Raw genomic sequence first — 18,452 nt, forward strand, 5'->3', positions numbered from 1 at the left:
GATGTCGCAGATGCACCAGCTGACCGACGGGGTCGCCGGGGCGACGTGCCCCAGCTGCGCCGAGCCGCTGGAGTCGGGTGACCTGTTCTGCGGAGCCTGTGGGTACGACCTGTCGGCCGTGCGCGCACAGCAGGACCACCCCACGATCGCGATCGGCCGCGGGTCCACGCCGCCCGCCGCCGACCCGACCGACCCGGCCGCCCTGGCCGCTCCGGCCGCCCCGGGTGACGCCGTCGAGTGGCCGGAGGCCCGGGAGGTGGACAGTTCGGACGTACCGGCCCCGGTGCATCTGCCGAGCGACCTCGCGGGCACCGACTCGGGCGGCTCCGAACTCCCGGCCGCAGAGCGCCCGTTCAGCTCGGACGCCTCCGCCGCGCCCATGCCGCAGACGCCGGTCGGCGAGTCCGACGGTCCCGCTGGGCCTGGCGCGGACGGCACGGACGAGCTCGGCGACTTCGACGAGCCCTCCACCCCGTCCCGCCCCACGGCCGACCCGCGCACGGCCACGCCCACCCCCACTCCCCCGGCCGGCATCAAGCTCTGCGTGGCCTGCCGCGCGGGCCGCGTCGACCGGGACGGCTACTGCGAGCGTTGCGGCCACGCCCAGCCTCGTGAACGCGACCACATGGAGCAGGAGTTGGACGCCGTGGCCGCCGTGAGCGACCGCGGCCTGCGCCACCACCGCAACGAGGACGCGTTCGCCGTCTCGGCCACCGCCCTGCCCGACGGCTCGCCCGCGGTCGTCGCCGTGGTCTGCGACGGGGTGTCGTCCGCGACCCGCCCCGACGAGGCCTCGATCGCCGCAGCCCAGGCCGCCAACGAGTCGCTGCTCGCCGCGCTGCCCCGCGAGGTCCACCCGCAGCAGGCCATGCACGACGCGATCATCGCCGCGTCCGAGGCCGTCAACTCCCTCGCGGATCAGCCCGATCCGGTTCCGGACCACGCCCACCACCAGAACGCCCCGGCCTGCACGATCGTCGCCTCGGTCGTCGCGGGCGGCCTGCTCGTCGTCGGCTGGGTCGGCGACTCGCGGGCCTACTGGGTCCCGGCCGACCGCTCCGTCCCCGCCGCCCGCCTCACCGAGGACGACTCGTGGGCGGCGCAGATGGTCGCCGCGGGCCTGATGAACGAGGCGGAGGCGTACGCGGACGAGCGGGCCCACGCCATCACGGGCTGGCTCGGCGCGGACGCGTACGAACTGGAGCCGCACACCGCGTCGTTCAAGCCCGACCGGCCCGGCGTGGTGGTCGTGTGCACGGACGGCCTGTGGAACTACGCGGAGGGCGTCGATGAGATGGCCTCCGCCGTGCCCGCCGACGCCTGCAGCCGCCCGCTGCACAGCGCCCAGGTCCTCGTCGGCCACGCCCTGGACGGCGGCGGGCACGACAACGTAACAGTGGCGGTGCTGCCGTTCCCGGTCGCGCCGCAGGGGGCAGGCTCGGCCTGACGGGTCCCGTGTGCGGACCGGGCGGCGGCCTCCGTGCCGCCGCCTCGCCGCGTCCGCGTCCGCGGGACCGGGGGGAAGCAAGGGTCGGCACGGCCACGGGTCGGCAGGGCTGACGAGGGCGACCAGGCATCAGCAAGGGGGAGGCATTTCCATGGCCAATTTCGCGAAGCCGAAGGGTCCGCGGTTCGACGTAGAGGTCTACTCGAACGAGTACCTGCCGGAGGGCGGGCGCGAGGTCAACGCCATCGTGACGGTGACGTCGACCGGCGGCGGCACCACCGGCGGCCGTACAGCGAGCGCCGCGGGCCCGGACGCCGCCGTGGCGATCATGGTGGACTGCTCCGGCTCGATGGACTACCCGCCGACGAAGATGCGCGGCGCCCGCGAGGCCACGGCCGCCGCGATCGACGCGCTGCGCGACGGCGTCCGCTTCTCGGTGATCGCCGGCACCCACGTCGCCAAGGAGGTCTACCCGGGGTACGGCCGCCTCGCCGTCGCCGACGCCGGCACCCGCGAGGACGCCAAGCAGGTGCTGCGCCGGCTCTCCGCGGGCGGCGGTACCGCCATCGGCAGCTGGCTGCGCCTGGCCGACCGGCTCCTGAACTCCGACGAGGTCCCGGACACCGCCGTACGCCACGGCATCCTGCTCACCGACGGGCGCAACGAGCACGAGTCGCCCGAGGACCTGCAGGCCGCCCTGGACTCCTGCGCCGGCCGCTTCACCTGCGACGCCCGCGGCGTCGGCACCGACTGGGAAGTGAAAGAAGTCACGGGCATCGCCTCGGCCCTGCTCGGCTCGGCCGACATCGTGGCCGACCCGGCCGGCCTCACCGCCGACTTCACGCACATGATGGAGACGGCGATGGGCAAGGAGATCGCCGACGTCGCCCTGCGCCTGTGGACACCGATGGGCGCGGAGATCCGGTACGTGAAGCAAGTCGCGCCCACCGTCGAGGACTTGACCGACCGCCGCACCCCCGTCGGCCCTCGCGCGGGCGACTACCCCACCGGCTCCTGGGGCGACGAGTCCCGCGACTACCACGTATGCGTCGAGGTCCCGGCCGCCGGAATCGGCCACGAGATGCTCGCCGCCCGCGTCTCCCTGGTGATCGACCGCGGCGACGGCGAGACCCAGAACCTCTCGCAGGGCCTGGTACGGGCGGTGTGGACGGACGACATGGCGGCCTCCACGGCGATCAACCCCCAGGTCGCGCACTACACAGGCCAGGCCGAACTGGCACAAGTAATCCAACAAGGGCTCGATGCTCGCAAATCCGGCGACATGGACGGAGCAACGGCCAAGCTCGGCCGTGCAGTTCAGCTGGCCGCGGGCTCCGGCAACGCGGATACGGCCAGACTCCTTGCGAAGGTGGTCGACGTCGTCGACGCCGCGACAGGTACTGTGCGACTGAAAGCGAAGGTCGAGGACGCCGACGAGATGACTCTCGAAACCAGGTCGACCAAGACGGTTCGCGTCAAGAACGTGCAGGACGTGCAGCACACCGAGCAGTGACCGTGCGGCACGCAGAGAACAGCGCACGAACAGCACAGAACACCAGAACTGAACGCATTGCCTGACGGACCGCTCGGCGAAGCGGACGCAGCGCAGCACGGCTGTCACCGACAGCGGAATCAGAAAGAAGGAGAGGGGGAGCGCCGACATGCCGACCTGCCCGAACGGACACCAGTCGGGTTCCGACGACTGGTGCGAGGTCTGCGGCCAGCGCATGGCCGGAGCAGGCGCGCCGGCCGGTGCGATGCCTCCGCCCCCGCCGCCGGGCGGCGGTGGTTACGGCTACCCGCAGCAGCAGTCCGGACCGCCGCCCGCCCCGGGCGGTGGGTACGGCTACCCGCAGCCCGGCGCCGGAGCCCCGCAGGAGAACTGCCCGCAGTGCAACACCCCGCGCGAGGCGAACGCCCCGTTCTGCGAGGAGTGCCGGTGGAACTTCCTCACCAACACGGCGACCTCGTTCGCACCCGCGCCGCCGGCCCCGCCCGCGCCCGGTCTGAACCTGCCGCCCGGCTTCGCCCAGGCCGCCGGTCCGCCCTCCGGCGCCGATGACTACACGAGCTCGCGTCCCTCGCAGGTGAACCGCCCCGCGGAGCCGCTGCAGCCGGACCCGTCGATGCAGGCCCCGCCGCCTCCGCCGATGCCGGGCGGCCCGCAGCAGACCCAGGCCCCGCAGGGCATGCAGGGCATGCAGGGTCCGCCGCCGCCCGGGTTCCCCGACATGTCGCAGGGCGGTCCTGGTTCGATGGGCGGCCCCGGTCCGCAGGGCGGTCCTCAGCAGGGCCCGCCTCCCGGCTTCCCGCAGGACGGTCCGCAGCAGGGCCCGCCCCCGCCCGGATTCCCCGACGCACCCCAGGGCGGACCCGGAATGCAGGGCGGCCCGGGTTCCATGGGCGGCCCCGGCCCGCAGGGCGGCCCCCAGCAGGGTCCGCCTCCCGGCTTCCCGCAGGACGGTCCGCAGCAGGGCCCGACCCCGCCCGGATTCCCCGACGCACCCCAGGGCGGACCCGGAATGCAGGGCGGCCCGGGTTCCATGGGCGGCCCCCAGGGCGGTCCCCCGGGCGGTCCTCAGCAGGGCCCGACCCCCGCTTCCCCGCCCGGCCCCAGCTTCGGCGGCAACGACGACTGGATGATCCCGCCGCCGTCGGGCCAGGCCCCGCCGTCCCCGCAGGAGTCCATGGCGCCCCCGGCCCCTCCGGCTCCCGCCCCGGCCCCGCCGCAGCCCGGCTTCCCCGACCAGCCCCAGGGCGGTCCGGGTGCACCGGGCGGACCTGGCGCGCCCGGCGGTCCCGGCACTCCCAGCCAGGGATTCCCGCAGCAGGGCATGCCGCCCGGCCCGGGTTTCCCGGACGCGGGCTTCCCCGACCAGGGGATGCCGGGTCAGCAGGGCCAGGGTCCCGGTCCCGGCCAGGGCCCCGGCTTCCCGGGGCAGGCCCCGCCGCCCGCGGGCTGGACGGCGACGATCGGCCCCGACCGTGAGTACTTCATGGCGATGATGCACCGCAGCGGCCCCGAGGCCTCCAGCCTCAACCTGCCCGCGTACTCCCCGGAGCAGCAGCGCCAGCTGGTCGGCAACCAGATCACGATCGGCCGCCGCCGCCACTCCACCGGTGACACCCCCGACATCGACCTGTCGGTGCCGCCGGAGGACCCGGGCGTCTCGCACCAGCACGCGGTCCTGGTCCAGCAGCCGGACGGCAGCTGGGCGGTCGTCGACCAGAACTCCACCAACGGCACCACGGTCAACGGCGGCGAGGAGCCCATCCAGCCGTTCGTCCCCGTACCGCTGCAGGACGGCGACCGTGTGCACGTCGGCGCCTGGACGACGATCACCGTCCGGCGCGGCTGAACGAAAGCCGACGCTGGAAAAGAACCAGCGCTGAACGAGAACAGCGCTGAACAGGCAGTGACGCAAGGTCAGTTCGGGGTCACGGCAGCGGCCAGGCGTACGGGCCGGTTGGATCATCCAGCCAGGCCCATACGTCCGAACCGCTCACCGTGACCCCGAACCGTTCCCTGGCCGGCCGTCCCTCACGCTGCCAGAGCGCGAGCGCCTCGTGCGGGTCGAGCACGTCCCGGGTCAGCTCAAGGAGGAAGCGGAACAGCTCACTGTGCAGGGCCCGCCGCGGCAGCCCGCCGGTGAACGGCCCGCCGCCGGGCTGCCACCGCTCCCCGCCCCGCTCCCCGCTCCGGCCACCGCCGCGCAGCGGCACGAAGTACGCCGGCGTGTGCAGGAACCGCCCCTCCGCCCGCTCCCGATCCTGTACGTCGAGCAGGATCAGACCCGTGGCCATCGGCGCCAGGATCCGCGCCCCCGGCCGACACTGCCCGAGCCACTCCGGCGGCACCGTCTCCAGGGTGCAAGTCGCGATGATCCGGTCGTACGGCGCGCGCTCGGGGCAGCCCCGCGCCCCGTCGCCGGTGACCACCGTCGGCCGCCGGCCCGCCGCCGCGAGGTGCCGGCGCGCGGACTCCGTGATCTCCGGGTCCAGATCGACCGTGGTGACCAGCTCGTCGCCGAGCCGGTGGGCGAGCAGCGCCGCGTTGTACCCGGTGCCCGCGCCGATCTCCAGAACCGCGTCCCCGTCCCGTACGTCCAGCTCCGCGAGCATCTGTGCCATCAGCGACGGCTGGCTGCTGGACGAGATCAACTCCCCGTCGCGCACCCGCGTGGCGAGCGGCTCGTCCGCGTACGCCCCGCGCAGCCAGCGCGCCCGCCGCCGCGGACCGGGATCCTCGCCCCACAGCCGCTCGTAGCCGTCCTCCGTGCCGACGAAGTAGTACGGCACGAACAGATGCCGCGGCACCTCCGCGAACGCCTCCCGCCAGGCCGGGTCGTGCGCGAAGGCGCCGCTCGCCTCGATCACATGCACAAGCCCGGCCCGCGCCGCAGCCGCCGCCCGCACGACGTCGACGGACTCCACGGCGCCCACGGGGCCCACGGGGCCCTCGGGGCCCTCGGCCTGTCGGGCAGGCGTCTCCTGCGGCAGCTCGGATCCCATATCCCCACTGTCCTGCGATATCCCCTGGGAGGCGAGACCCGTTGCGGGGACCTGCCGCTCGCAGGGATCTGAAAGGGGAAGTCCTAGGGCCGGGGTCCTCGGCCGCCGCGTCTGAGACGATGGACCGGTGATGGAGATTCCGCGCGGCACGCTTCAGGAACAGACGTTTTACGAGCAGGTCGGCGGCGAGGAGACCTTCCGGCGCCTGGTGCACCGCTTCTACCAGGGCGTCGCCGAGGACCCGCTGCTTCGGCCGATGTACCCGGAGGAGGACCTGGGCCCGGCGGAAGAGCGGCTCGCCCTCTTCCTGATGCAGTACTGGGGCGGCCCCCGCACCTACAGCGACAACCGCGGCCACCCCCGGCTGCGCATGCGGCACGCCCCGTTCACGGTCGACCAGGCCGCGCACGACGCATGGCTGAAGCACATGCGAGTGGCCGTCGAAGAGCTGAACCTCTCCGAGGAGCACGAGCACACGCTCTGGAACTACCTGACGTACGCGGCTGCGTCGATGGTGAACACGGCGGGCTGAAAATCCAGCCCGTCTGGGGCACCTCCCGGCCGAAGGCTGGGGGAGTTTGAGGACGAGCCCGAAGGGCGATGGAGGCGGGGTCTGGGGCGGCTAGCCCCAGGTCCCGAGCCTCGTACCAGAGCAAGGTACGGACAACGCCGACCTAGACCGGCGAAACGCTCAACGCCCCAAGTCCCGCCCTGCGCACGGCGATCGACCCGTACGGCGTCCGCAGCCGCAGCCACGCGCCCGAGGCGAACAACGCCGGCTCGCTCCCCGGCCCGGAACCACTCGCGGGACGCAGGAAGCCGAGCGCCTGCGCGGCGTGCGCGGCCCGTACCGTCAGTTCGGTGTCGCCGACCGGCCGCGACCAGATCTCCCGGCCGATGCGGTCCAGTTCGGCGCGGGTGCGCTTCTCCGGGTCCAACTCCTCGGTACGCGCCCGGAATTCACCGACCGCGACGCCGACGGCCCGGCGCACCGCTTCGAGCCCCGGCAGTCCGGGAACCTGCTGCCAGCCGCCGCGCGGGGGCAGCACCCCGGTCCACGGCGGTCCGGTGACGGCCGCGGGCACGGCTGCCGTACCCGCCGACTCGTCGATCCCTTCGAGGAGTTCACCCGCGGAGACAGTCACATCGAACTCGGCGGGCTCGGCGAGCCGGGCCGCGCGGATGGCGAGCACCTCGAAGGACGGGGGCCGCCCGAACACGGCGAGCGCCCCGCCACCGGCCTGCAGCCGTACGGCCGCCGCCTTGTCGTAGTGGATCAGCCGGGCCAGGAAGGCGGCCAGGTCGGCCGCCTCCCCGGCGTCGGCGAAACGCAACGGCGAAGCCGTCATGCGGCAAGCGCCCCCGGCTCCGAGTCGTCCGTGTACTCCTGCAGGAAGGACTTCTCCTCGGCGCTGATCCGCCGCGGCCGCTGCGCCTCCAGGTCGAAGGGCACGACGACCGTCGAGGCCCGGACGTAGACCTGATCGGGGTCCTTCACCTCGTACGCGATCGTGAGCGAGGCCGCGCTGATCTTCGTCACCCACGACTCGATGGTCACCGGCTCGTGCCGGTGCACCAACGGCCGTACGTAGTCGATCTCGTGCCGCGCCACGACGGAGCCCCCGGAGAACGAGGGCGATCCGTCGCCCGGCGCCAGCCGGAACATGAAGTCGATGCGGGCTTCCTCCAAGTACCGGAGGAACACCACATTGTTGACGTGCCCGAAGGCGTCCATGTCCGACCAGCGCAGCGGGCAGGAGTAGATGTGCCTGGTCACCGAGTCGACCTCAGCCTCGCGTGAGCTTCTTGTACGTGGCACGGTGCGGACGGGCCGCGTCCGGACCGAGCCGCTCGATCTTGTTCTTCTCGTACGACTCGAAGTTGCCCTCGAACCAGAACCACTTGGAGTCGCCCTCGTACGCCAGGATGTGCGTCGCGACGCGGTCCAGGAACCAGCGGTCGTGGGAGACGACCACCGCGGCGCCCGGGAACTCGAGGAGCGCGTTCTCCAGGGAGGACAGGGTCTCGACGTCCAGGTCGTTCGTCGGCTCGTCGAGGAGCAGCAGGTTGCCGCCCTGCTTGAGGGTGAGCGCGAGGTTCAGACGGTTGCGCTCACCACCGGAGAGCACACCGGCCGGCTTCTGCTGGTCCGGGCCCTTGAAGCCGAACGCGGAGACATACGCCCGCGACGGCATCTCGACCTGGCCGACGTTGATGTAGTCCAGCTCGTCCGAGACGACGGCCCACAGCGTCTTCTTGGGGTCGATGTTCGCGCGGGACTGGTCGACGTAGGAGATCTTGACCGTGTCGCCGACCTTGATCTGGCCGGAGTCGGGGGTCTCCAGGCCCTGGATCATCTTGAACAGCGTGGTCTTGCCGGCGCCGTTCGGGCCGATGACGCCGACGATGCCGTTGCGCGGCAGGGTGAAGCTGAGGTCGTCGATGAGGAGCTTCTCGCCGAAGCCCTTGGTGAGGTTGTTGACCTCCACGACGACGTTGCCCAGGCGCGGGCCCGGCGGGATCTGGATCTCCTCGAAGTCCAGCTTCCGCATCTTGTCCGCCTCGGCGGCCATCTCCTCGTAACGCGCAAGACGCGCCTTGGACTTGGCCTGCCGCCCCTTGGCGTTGGACCGCACCCACTCCAGCTCTTCCTTGAGCCGCTTGGCGCGCTTGGCGTCCTTCTGACCCTCGACCTTGAGACGGGTCTGCTTGGTCTCCAGGTACGTGGAGTAGTTGCCCTCGTAGCCGATGGCGCGGCCGCGGTCGAGCTCCAGGATCCAGCCCGCGACGTTGTCCAGGAAGTACCGGTCGTGGGTGATGGCGACGACGGTGCCGGCGTACTTGGCGAGGTGCGCCTCCAGCCACTGCACGGACTCGGCGTCCAGGTGGTTGGTGGGCTCGTCGAGGAGGAGCAGGTCGGGCGCCTCGAGCAGCAGCTTGCAGAGGGCGACGCGGCGCTTCTCACCACCGGAGAGGTTGGTGACCGGCCAGTCGCCGGGCGGGCAGCCGAGGGCGTCCATGGCCTGCTCGAGCTGGGCGTCGAGGTCCCAGGCGTTGGCGTGGTCGAGCTCCTCCTGGAGCTTGCCCATCTCCTCCATCAGCTCGTCGGTGTACTCGGTCGCCATCTGCTCGGCGATCTCGTTGAACCGGTCGAGCTTGCCCTTGGTCTCGGCGACGCCCTCCTGAACGTTCTCGAGGACGGTCTTCTCCTCGTTCAGCGGCGGCTCCTGCAGCAGGATGCCGACGCTGTAACCGGGCGAGAGGAACGCGTCACCGTTCGACGGCTGCTCCAGACCGGCCATGATCTTCAGAACGGTCGACTTACCGGCACCGTTCGGACCGACCACACCGATCTTCGCGCCGGGGAGGAAGCTCAGCGTGACGTCGTCAAGGATCACCTTGTCGCCGTGCGCCTTGCGCGTCTTGCGCATCGTGTAGATGTACTCAGCCAAGAGAAACCGTCCGGCAGAACTGGAAGTGGGCAGATACACCCCATCTTGCCTGACGGCTGCCGTCAGGCGGAAACCGGTCTCACACCGGCCGGCGGGCGAACCGGGAGCAACCGGACCGCCCTGGGGTGTGGGGCGGTCCGTGGCGGGGGCCGGGACACGGATCGGCCCCGTGCGCGTGAGCGACGGGGCCGATGTGCTCGGAGAGTCACACAGGCACTACTCGCCCTCGCCCGCCTCGTCCTTCTTCTTGCGCAGCAGGAACACCGCGGCGCCGCCGACGACGACGAGCACGATGGCTATGCCCGCGATCATCGGGGTGGCGTTGGAGCTGCCGGTCTCGGCGAGGTCCGGGCCGTCGTTCGCGCCCGTGCCGCCCGCGGAGGCCGGGCTGGGCTGCGGGGCCGGCGATGAGCTGTCGCCGCCGGAGCTGCCTGCGGTCCGGCAGTCGAGGACGCCCTTGAAGCGCTTCTCGTAGCCGTTCGGACCGGTGATCGTGAAGTCGTAGGCCTGGTCCTCCTGCAGCGGGATCGTGACCGTCTGCGCGTCACCGGCCGCGATGGTGTGCTTGGCGCCCATGAGCTGGAACGTGAACGGCTCGTCGCCCTTGTTCGCCGCGGTGATGTCCACGCCGCCCTTGGCACAGTTCCGCTGTGCGGACAGCGCGGGTATCGGGCCCTTCTCCGCCCAGTGCGCCGTGGCCGTGGCGGACACGGTGGACTCGCTGGACCCGGCCAGGATCTGCGTCTGGCTCTTGGTCTCGGACGCGAAGGCCCGGCCGACGGGGACGGTGGTCGAGGCCTGCAGGGTCAGTGCGGCGGTGCCGGCCTCGGCGTCCTCGGGCACGTCGAAGAAGAGCTGGTGCCCGTTGGCCGCCGTGGTGCGGGGCTCGCCGTCCTTGCCCACGATCTTCACGCCGCTGGCGGCGGCGTCGGCGGGCGGGGCCACGGTGACGCTCTGCGCGTTGGTGCGCACGGTCACCGGGCCGATCCGCTCGCCGGACCTGCCCGACACGGCCGGCGGGTCCAGGCTGAGGGACGCCTTGGGCTCGGGCAGGTCGCGGGCGTTCTTCTCCAGGTAGTCGGCGAGCTTCTCGGCCTGCGGGTCGAGGGCCTCGACGTCGGCCTCGTCGGAGTAGCGCCAGATGGCGACCTGGGTGCCGGACGCCGCGGCCTCCTCAGTAAGCCCGCGGGCGCCGGCCTTCTTGGCGAGCGCCGCCAGGTCGTTCACCTGCGGGTAGGAGTTCTGCAGGATCCAACGGATCTTGCCCGCATGCGAGTTGCTGTTCAGAGAGGTCGCGCTCCAGGGGGTCTCCTGGTACTTCGCGTCCTTCTGGGTCGGGTTATGGACGTCGATGCAGTACGTCTGCAGCATGCCGCCGTCGTCCACGGCCATCTCGAAGAGGCCCGCGGCTATGCGCTGCCGCTCGCCGCCTTCTCGTATGACGGCCTGGCCGTAGGTCTTCAGTCCGCCCAGGGTGGCGGTCGCGCCGCCCTGGTGCTGCGGGGCGTCGTCGGCGGCCGCCGGGCTCGCACCCACGGTCGCGCCCGCGGCGACGAGACCGGACACGAGTGCCGCGACGGCGAGGCCGGCGGCGCCTCGCCGGCGTACTGAGAACGAAGAAAACACTGAATTCCCCTCCGGGCGGGACCCGTTCGCATGGGGGGTTCGGTCCCGCCAGCAGCATCAACTGCCCCGTGAGTTACGCCCGGCATCCTATGGAGGCGCGCGCACCCCTTATCCCTGTCATGCCATCAGATAACCGTTCCGACTCGGAATCGTTATCGCCGGATACGACTGTGACCTGCTCCAATCGACAAATCACCCCCCAGACCGCCCTAGCCGGCAGGCTCCGGCTCCCGTGTCGCCCCGGGCGCCGGAAGCTCGAACTTGGGCTCCTGATCTGCCAGTTGAGCTCCAGAAACAGGCTGACCGAGAGGATCCTGATGCTCCGTCATCGGGTCTGACGCAGCGCCGGCCACGACGGCTCCCGACCAGTCCGGCGAACCCTCCGTGCCCGCACCCCCGGCCTGTGCCGCACGCGCAGGCGACTCGGTCACGACCCTGCCCGTACGCCGGAACGCGGACGTTCCTCGGGACAGGTCGTGCCCGACGGCGGACGCCTCGATGTCCGCCGACGTCCACGCCTGCCCGCCGCGCTCCTCGCTGCGCACCTTCAACCGGCCACGCACCAGCAGCGGTTCGCCGACCGAGACCGACGAGGCCACGTTGGCCGCGAGCGTCCGCCAGGCCCACACGGTGAAGAAGTTGGTGTGCCCGTCCTTCCACCCCTGTGTCGCGCGGTCGAAGAACCGGGAGGTCATGGCCAGGCGGAAGCGCACCACCGGGCCGTTCGGCGTCTCCCGGAAGACCGGCTTCGTCGCGACGTTCCCCACGAGCGTCACCATCGTCTCGTTCATCTCTCTCGTCCCCTCCCTGAACCGCGCCCGCAGGCCGGCTCCCTCGCCGCGCCCGCCAAGGGCCCGGCTGCTTCTCGGTGTTCGTGTCTCGCAGGTGTTCGTGTCTCGCAGGTGTCCCTGTCCGGCAGGTGTCCGTGTCCCGCACGTGCTCGCTTCTCGGAGGTGCTCGCGTCCGGACACGACTGCGGGCCCGGACCGCAGGTTTCGCGGAGGTCGACCGGCGATCCGCCGCGACCTCAGACTGCAACCTGCGGGCCGAGCCCGCTCCGACCTGTGGACTACCGGCCGGTTGTGGACAACTCCGTCACCCGATCGTGAGCCTCCGCTCCCCGGCCCCCGCCCGAGCCGCCGGAACCCGCCGGCCGAGCCGAGCCCAGCGCCCCGGCCGCGCCCAGCGACCCCAGCGCCACCGACGGCCCCGCGGCCACCGCCCCGGTGACCCGTACATACTGCTCACGCACCTCGCGATAGCGCAGCAGCTCCGCCGCGACCGGGTCGAGCACCTGCGCGCGCCCGCACGCGGCAGCGGCCTCGCGCAGCTTGCGTTCCGCTTCGATCCCGTACCGCCTGGCAGGGCCGCGCGCCGCCATCCGGCAGGCCCACTCGACGCCCGGTCCACCGACGATGCCGGCGATCATGAGCAGCACGGGCGAGCCGAGGTTGGGCGGGAAAACGCCGATGACCTGCCCCAACAGCCAGGCTCCGCCGACGATCTGGAGCAGCGTCATCAAGGCCTGGGCGAACACCGCGAGCGGCCACCAGCCGGGGCGCGGGGGGCGGCGAGCCGGGTTCGCGGCCGTCAGCGCCAGCTCGTCGAGGGCTTCCGGGAGCCCCTGGGAGCCGCGCGCGGCGGCCTCCTTGACGGACTGCGCCCAGGGCGCCGGAAGGCCGGCCGCCGCTTCGTCGCCGACGGTGCGCACCGCCTGCTCGACGCGCTGGCGTGCCGTGGCCTCCTCGTCGGCCGGAGGTGCGGGCGCCGGCTTCGCGCGCAGCAGCGGGAAGCGCTGGTCCTCGTACCAGCGCCAGAGGCGCAGCCACGGGGTGCCGCAGGCCTTGCCCGCGTTGCGCCGCCACGCGCGCTCGGCGGCCTGCCCTGCGGCGGTCGCGCCGACCGCGTCCGCGAGCCGGTCGGAGAACTCCTCGCGCGCCCGCTCGCTGAGCCCGATGCGCCGCCCCGCCGCGTAGACGGGGCGCAGCCGGGCCGCTGCGGCGTCCAGGTCGGCGGAGATACGGCGGGCGGCCGCGCCGCGCTCGGCCACGAACTGGCCGAGCACTTCCCGGAGTTCGCCGATCCCGTCGCCGGTGAGTGCGGAGAGCGAGAGCACGGTGGCGCCCGGTTCGCCGTGCTCCCCCAGGGCGATGCCGTCCTCGTCGAGGAGCCGGCGCAGGTCGTCGAGGACCTGGTCGGCGGCGTCGCCGGGCAGGCGGTCGGTCTGGTTGAGGACCACGAAACTGACCTCTGCATGACCGGCCATCGGGCGCAGGTAGCGCTCGTGCAGCACGGCGTCCGCGTACTTCTCCGGGTCGACGACCCAGATCACGGCGTCGACGAGGGTGAGGATCCGGTCCACGTGCTCGCGGTGTTCGACGGCCGCCGAGTCGTGGTCCGGCAGGTCGACCAGGACCAGGCCGTCGAGGCCCGGCCCCTGGGAGGTGTGCTGGAGGGGCCTGCGGCGCAGGCGGCCCGGGATGGCGAGCCGGTCGAGCAGGCCTGCGGCGCCGTCCGTCCAGCTGCACGCGATGGGGGCCGCGGTGGTGGGACGCCGCACTCCGGTGTCCGAAATGGCCACCCCGGCAAGGGCGTTGAACAGCGTCGACTTTCCGCTGCCGGTGGCGCCCGCGATGGCGACCACGGTGTGCCGGTCGGAGAGCCCGCGCCGCGCGGCGGCCTGGTCGAGGACCCGGCCGGCCTCGGCGAGCGTCTGCCCGTCGAGCCGGGTGCGGGACAGGCCGACCAGCTCCCGCAGCGCGTCGAGGCGCGCCCGCAGTTCCGGCTCGTACGCGGTGCTGTTCGGGGTGCCGTGCGCGGTGTTGCCGCTGTGTGCGTCCTGCCCGTGCTGGTCGAAGAACTCCTCGCGCGCGTGGCCGTTGTTTCCGTCGCGCCTTTCGGCGCTGTCCGGTGCGTCGCCGACGCGGCGGGCGATCAGGCCGTCGTCCCAGGCGCGCCCTTCGGCTCCGTCGCCGCCGGGCCTCGTCACGCGCGCGTGGCGCCGATCCGACGCTCCCTGCACTTCCTTCGCTTCCTTTGTAGTGCGGTTTTTGCCGGGCTTCTCCTTGCCGCGCGCGTCCCTGTCGCCCCCGTCCTCGCTGCCCTTGCCCTTGTCGTCCGCTTCCGGTGCGTCCTCGGCAGCGGCGCGTCGTCCCGCTCGTGACCTGCGAGCGCGCTTCGAGCCGGCCGGCGCGGCGGAGTCGTCGTGCGTCGCGGAACCGCCCGAGGAGCCCGCCCTGGAGCGTGTAACGCCCGAATCGCCCGCCGCGTCAGTGCCTGAACTCGCCCCGGAACGCTTGGAAGAGGCGCCCTTCCCCGTCGGCTCGGCGGGCTCCTGGCCGCTGGTGTGATCAGTGACGGCAGTCACCGCGGTCACCTCTCCTTCTTCAGTACGGACAGCGCGGCGATCAGCTCGGCCTGCGATTCCGGTTGGATGTCGAGGGCATCGAGCGGGGCGGCCCTGCGGTTGCGTTCGGCGCGCAGCACTTTCTCCACGCATTCGGTGAGCAGCCGCCCGCCCCGGTCGCGCAGCTTCAGCGCCCCGTGCGCGCCGATCCGCTCGGCCAGCGTCTCCCCCGCGGTACGGGCCCTGCGGCCGCCGAGCAGGGCCGTGGCGAGGAGCGCGGTGACCGCTTCGGGGTCGGGCGGGTTCTCCTGGCCGCGCACCTCCTCCTCGACGTACTCCTCGAGGACCCGGCGCCATCTGCGCGCCTCCAGGCCGATGCGGTGCTCGGCGCCCTCGGTGTCCGCCTCGCGCACGGCGAGCTCGCGCGCGCTCGCCGCTGGCTCGCGGGACCACTGCTCGTCGATGCGCTGGTCGGCCGCCGAGACCGAGCACTGCAGGAGCGCGGCGAGGCTGTCCACGATGGCGTCGAGCAGTTCGCCGGAGCTGCAGTCCAGGGGGTAGCTCCGCCACCGGCTGAGCGCGGTGCCCGCGAGGACGCCACCGGCCTGCAGACGCCCCTTCACGCGCGCGTGCTCACGGTCGTACGCCCCGTCGACGGCGGCCGTGAGGCGCAGCGCGGCCGCGTACTGGGCGGAGACGGCGCCGGCGAGCTCCGGCATCCGGGAGTCGAGGGAGGCGAGGAGACCGGCTGCGGTGCGGCTCATGACCTGGAGGCGGGCGACGGGGTCCTGGGCGCGGTGCGTGAGCCACTCCCGCAGCGGCGCCACTGCCGTGGCGGGCAGCAGGCCGCCGCCGCCCGCGGACTCGGGCAGCTCGGGGATCGTGAAGCGCGGCACCTCGCCGAGTCCGGCCTTGGTGAGCAGCGCCCCGTACTGCCGTGACACGTCGGCGAGGACCTGGTGCGGCACGCGGTCGAGTACGGAGACGAGGGTCGCGTCGTACTCCTTGGCGGTGCGCAGCAGGTGCCAGGGCACGGCGTCGGCGTAGCGGGCGGCGGTCGTGACCATGACCCAGACGTCGGCGGCGCACATCAGCTCGGCGGCGAGTGCGCGGTTTCCGGCGATGAGGGAGTCGATGTCGGGGGCGTCGAGGAGGGCGAGGCCGCGCGGCAGGGTGGCGGCGGTCTCCACGCGCAGCACGCGCTCGCCGGGCCGGCCGCCCTGGTGCGGCTCCCGGCGGCCGCCGCGCCGCTCGTCCTCCTGCGGCTTCCATACGCGGGTGAGCTCGGGCAGTACGCGTAGTCCGGCGAACCAGTGGTGGTCCTCCGGGTTGCAGACGAGGACCGGCGTGCGGGTCGTGGGCCGCAGCACCCCCGCTTCGCTGACCTGCCGCCCGACGAGGGAGTTGACGAGCGTCGACTTGCCGGCCCCCGTCGATCCGCCGATGACCGCGAGGAGCGGAGCTTCGGGCTGCCGCAGTCGGGGCACGAGATAGTCGTCGAGTTGCGCGAGAAGCTCGTCCCGGTTGGCACGCGCGCGTGGTGCGCCTGTCAATGGGAGCGGAAAGCGTGCGGAGGCGACACGGTCGCGCAGGGCGGAGAGTGCATCGAGCAGCTGAGGCCGTACGTCCAAGGTCACCACATGCGAAGAATGCCCAATTTTGGAGGCTTTCTGAAGGATATGAGCCCCTGCGCGCCGGTCGGACACTTGAGACAGAGGGGACGAGAGGGGGCACAGGCATAACGAGTGCACAACACCCGGGGCGCGAGACGCCAAAACCGCTGCAAAATTCGTACTCGCCTGCGATTATCGGGACCGCTTCACCGAACCTCCACATCGCGCCGCGGAGGCGAAGCAACCGGGACTAGGACACCGGAGCCCTATCCTTGTCCCCGGCAAGGTCACGGATCACCCCCACATCCGGGCTCCAGGCCACGGCCGCAATCCGGCCCCCGTAGCTCAGTGGATAGAGCAGGCGCCTTCTAAGCGCTTGGCCGCAGGTTCGAGTCCTGCCGGGGGCGCTTTCCATCGCCTCTCCTTCGGGAGGGGCTTTTTGCTGGGCGGGGCGCGTACGGACCGGTGCGAAGCGGAGCCGGACCCTCCCCCGGCGACCCCTGCGCCGACGCAACCAGAGCTGTCAGTCGGCTGCGATAGCCTCGCGAAGAGGGTGAGGGCCGAGGGCGCGGGGGGTGTCATGCCGGGGCGGGACGTGGACGCGGCGCTTGGGATGGCCGGGGCCGGACGGCTCCGCAGCGGGGACCCGGTGCGGATCGGGGCGTACGTGCCGTTGGGGCTGCTCGGCAGCGGCGGCATGGGGCGGGTCTATCTCGCGCGGCCCACGAGGCAGGGCCCGGAGCGGCTGGCCGCGGTCAAGGTGATCCGCCCGGAGTACGCGGAGAGCGTCGAGTTCCGGCGGCGGTTCGAGCGGGAGGCGGCCGTGCTCGCCCGGGTGCGCAGTCCGCACGCGCCGCGGCTGCTCGACACCGGCTTCGACTCCGACCTGTTGTGGATGGCCACCGAGTACCTGCCGGGGCCGAACCTGTCGGAGGCCGTGCACGAGTTCGGGCCGCTCCCGGCGAGCGCGGTGTGGCGGCTCGTCGGCGAACTGGGCCGGGCCCTGGACGAGTTGACCGCCGCCCAGGTCGTGCACCGGGACCTCAAGCCGTCCAACGTGATCCTGGGCGCGGACGGCGCGTACGTCATCGACTTCGGGATCTCGCAGGCCGCCGACGCCAGCTCGATCACCACCACGGGCAAAGCCGTCGGCACGCCCGCGTACATGTCGCCCGAGCGGCTGCGGGACGGGCGGGCCGATGTCGTGTCGGACGTGTTCTCGCTGGCCTGCACGCTGGTGTTCGCGGCGACCGGCCGCGCCCCGTTCGGCGACGGCACCGGCGTGGACGTCATGCACCGCGTCGCGTTCGAGGAGCCGTACGCGGACGTCATAGGGGAACTCGTCGCCGTGGACCCGGACTTGGCGGATCTACTCTCCGCCTGCCTGTCGAAGGAGGCCGGACTGCGGCCCACGCCGGGCGGGCTGAGCGAGGCCGCGGCCGCTCGCCCCTGGCCGGGGCGGTGGCACGAGCCGCTGCACTCCCAGGTGACGGAGCGCCGCCGCGCGTGCGAAGTGCTCAGCCAGGTGCCGGTGGACGAGACCGTGCAGCTGCGGATTTCGGCAGCCGGTACGGGGGCCGCCGGACCTGGGGCGAGTGCCGGGGGCTTCGGTTCGGCTGCCGTGGCCGCGTCCGGGCCTGCGTCGCCGCCGGCCGCTCCCCCGCAGGAGCCCACGCCGGGGCCCGCGCCGGGCGGCACGCTGCCGCGGGAGACGGACGTGCACGACGTGCCGGCCGGGCGGGGACGGAAGCGGCGGATGTATCTCGCGGTGGTCGCCTCGCTCGCCGTCGTCGCCGTAGCCCTGACCGCGTTCCTGCTGACCCGGCAGGGCGATCCGGAGACCGAGGCGGGTCCCGAGCCCGCCGGTTCGGTGAGCGCCCCGGACTCTCCAGGGCCCGGGGGCGAGTCCGGACTGGTCTCGCCGCCCCCCACCGACACCGCGCGGGGCGGCAGTTCGCCGAGCGCGGACGGGGGCGGCCGGGACGCTTCGCCGAGCGCCACCGCGTCCAGCACCCGCCCCGCGAGCCCGACCCGTACGGCATCGGGGAAGCCCGGCGGCGAGGAGAGCCAGCAGCCCCGGCCGCCGACCGCCACGCCGAAGCCGACCAGACCGAAGCCCCCGTGGATCACGCAGTGCACGTACTACTCGGGCACCGCCCTGACCCGCTTCGGCGACAAGGGGCAGCGCGTGGTGCAGGTGCAGTGCATCCTCAGCAAGCGCGGGTACGGCATCGGGGGCGCCGGAGTGGACGGGCAGTTCGGGGAGGACACCAGAGCCGCCGTGAAGAAGTTCCAGGGCGCCAAGGGCCTTGAGGTCGACGGCGTGGTCGGGCCCAACACCTGGACGGCGCTGCGCAGTAGAACCTGAGCCCTGCGGGCCGAGACGCCCGTCAAACAGACGCCACTCGGCAGCCGACTCGTGACCTTCGTGGCAGAGAGTGGGGTGGCAGGACGAA

At 72.7% G+C, this 18,452-nt stretch carries 13 protein-coding genes and 1 tRNA gene; 6 read left to right on the forward strand and 8 right to left on the reverse strand.

What is annotated here, in order from left to right; all coding sequences use genetic code 11:
• Position 1: 1 nt before the first annotated feature.
• From QIS96_RS10620 to QIS96_RS10630, 3 genes are all read left to right on the forward strand, one after another.
• Entirely contained in the window at positions 2-1,447 is a 1,446-nt protein-coding gene (locus QIS96_RS10620; RefSeq protein WP_282542226.1) for a PP2C family serine/threonine-protein phosphatase, read from the forward strand.
• A gap of 151 nt (positions 1,448-1,598) precedes the next feature.
• Positions 1,599-2,960, forward strand: a complete 1,362-nt coding sequence (locus QIS96_RS10625) for a vWA domain-containing protein (protein ID WP_282542227.1) — start codon at positions 1,599-1,601, stop codon at positions 2,958-2,960.
• Between the two features lie 148 nt (positions 2,961-3,108).
• Complete coding sequence (locus QIS96_RS10630) at positions 3,109-4,806, forward strand: FHA domain-containing protein (RefSeq protein WP_282542228.1); 1,698 nt, start codon at positions 3,109-3,111, stop codon at positions 4,804-4,806.
• Positions 4,807-4,885: 79 nt separating this feature from the next.
• On the opposite strand, the gene QIS96_RS10635 is transcribed toward QIS96_RS10630, so the two are convergent.
• Positions 4,886-5,959: a methyltransferase domain-containing protein gene (locus QIS96_RS10635; protein ID WP_408907156.1), complete on the reverse strand. Its 1,074-nt coding sequence runs from the start codon at positions 5,957-5,959 to the stop codon at positions 4,886-4,888.
• Between the two features lie 127 nt (positions 5,960-6,086).
• Between QIS96_RS10635 and QIS96_RS10640 the strand changes: the two genes are divergently transcribed.
• Positions 6,087-6,491, forward strand: coding sequence for a globin (locus QIS96_RS10640; RefSeq protein WP_282513338.1), 405 nt, complete (start codon positions 6,087-6,089; stop codon positions 6,489-6,491).
• Positions 6,492-6,633: 142 nt separating this feature from the next.
• Here the strand turns inward: QIS96_RS10640 and QIS96_RS10645 are convergent, their stop codons facing one another.
• From QIS96_RS10645 to QIS96_RS10675, 7 genes are all read right to left on the reverse strand, one after another.
• Complete coding sequence (locus tag QIS96_RS10645; RefSeq protein WP_282542229.1) at positions 6,634-7,308, reverse strand: serine/threonine-protein kinase; 675 nt, start codon at positions 7,306-7,308, stop codon at positions 6,634-6,636.
• Positions 7,305-7,736 carry an acyl-CoA thioesterase gene (locus tag QIS96_RS10650; protein WP_282542230.1) on the reverse strand — a complete coding sequence of 144 codons (432 nt, stop codon included), beginning with the start codon at positions 7,734-7,736 and terminating at the stop codon, positions 7,305-7,307. The genes QIS96_RS10645 and QIS96_RS10650 overlap by 4 nt, the downstream gene beginning before the upstream one ends.
• Before the next feature lie 10 nt (positions 7,737-7,746).
• On the reverse strand, positions 7,747-9,411 hold the full coding sequence (ettA, locus tag QIS96_RS10655) for an energy-dependent translational throttle protein EttA (protein WP_282542231.1): 1,665 nt from the start codon (positions 9,409-9,411) through the stop codon (positions 7,747-7,749).
• Between the two features lie 216 nt (positions 9,412-9,627).
• The gene (locus QIS96_RS10660; protein ID WP_282542232.1) at positions 9,628-11,037 is read right to left on the reverse strand and encodes a Cys-Gln thioester bond-forming surface protein; all 1,410 of its coding nucleotides are present in this window, start codon (positions 11,035-11,037) and stop codon (positions 9,628-9,630) included.
• 209 nt (positions 11,038-11,246) lie between these two features.
• Positions 11,247-11,828 (reverse strand): single-stranded DNA-binding protein, encoded by a 582-nt coding sequence (locus QIS96_RS10665; RefSeq protein ID WP_282542233.1) that lies wholly within the window; start codon positions 11,826-11,828, stop codon positions 11,247-11,249.
• A gap of 278 nt (positions 11,829-12,106) precedes the next feature.
• Positions 12,107-14,059: a GTPase gene (locus QIS96_RS10670; protein WP_349017378.1), complete on the reverse strand. Its 1,953-nt coding sequence runs from the start codon at positions 14,057-14,059 to the stop codon at positions 12,107-12,109.
• 350 nt (positions 14,060-14,409) lie between these two features.
• Positions 14,410-16,023: a dynamin family protein gene (locus tag QIS96_RS10675; protein ID WP_282542234.1), complete on the reverse strand. Its 1,614-nt coding sequence runs from the start codon at positions 16,021-16,023 to the stop codon at positions 14,410-14,412.
• A 307-nt stretch (positions 16,024-16,330) separates the two neighbouring features.
• Here QIS96_RS10675 and QIS96_RS10680 point away from each other — a divergent pair.
• Positions 16,331-16,403 (forward strand) — tRNA-Arg (locus tag QIS96_RS10680).
• 173 nt (positions 16,404-16,576) lie between these two features.
• Positions 16,577-18,364: a protein kinase domain-containing protein gene (locus QIS96_RS10685; RefSeq protein WP_282542235.1), complete on the forward strand. Its 1,788-nt coding sequence runs from the start codon at positions 16,577-16,579 to the stop codon at positions 18,362-18,364.
• Positions 18,365-18,452 lie beyond the last annotated feature (88 nt).

Origin of the sequence: Streptomyces cavernicola (assembly GCF_029968035.1) — a bacterium.
GTDB classification, from domain to species: Bacteria; Actinomycetota; Actinomycetes; order Streptomycetales; family Streptomycetaceae; genus Streptomyces; species Streptomyces cavernicola.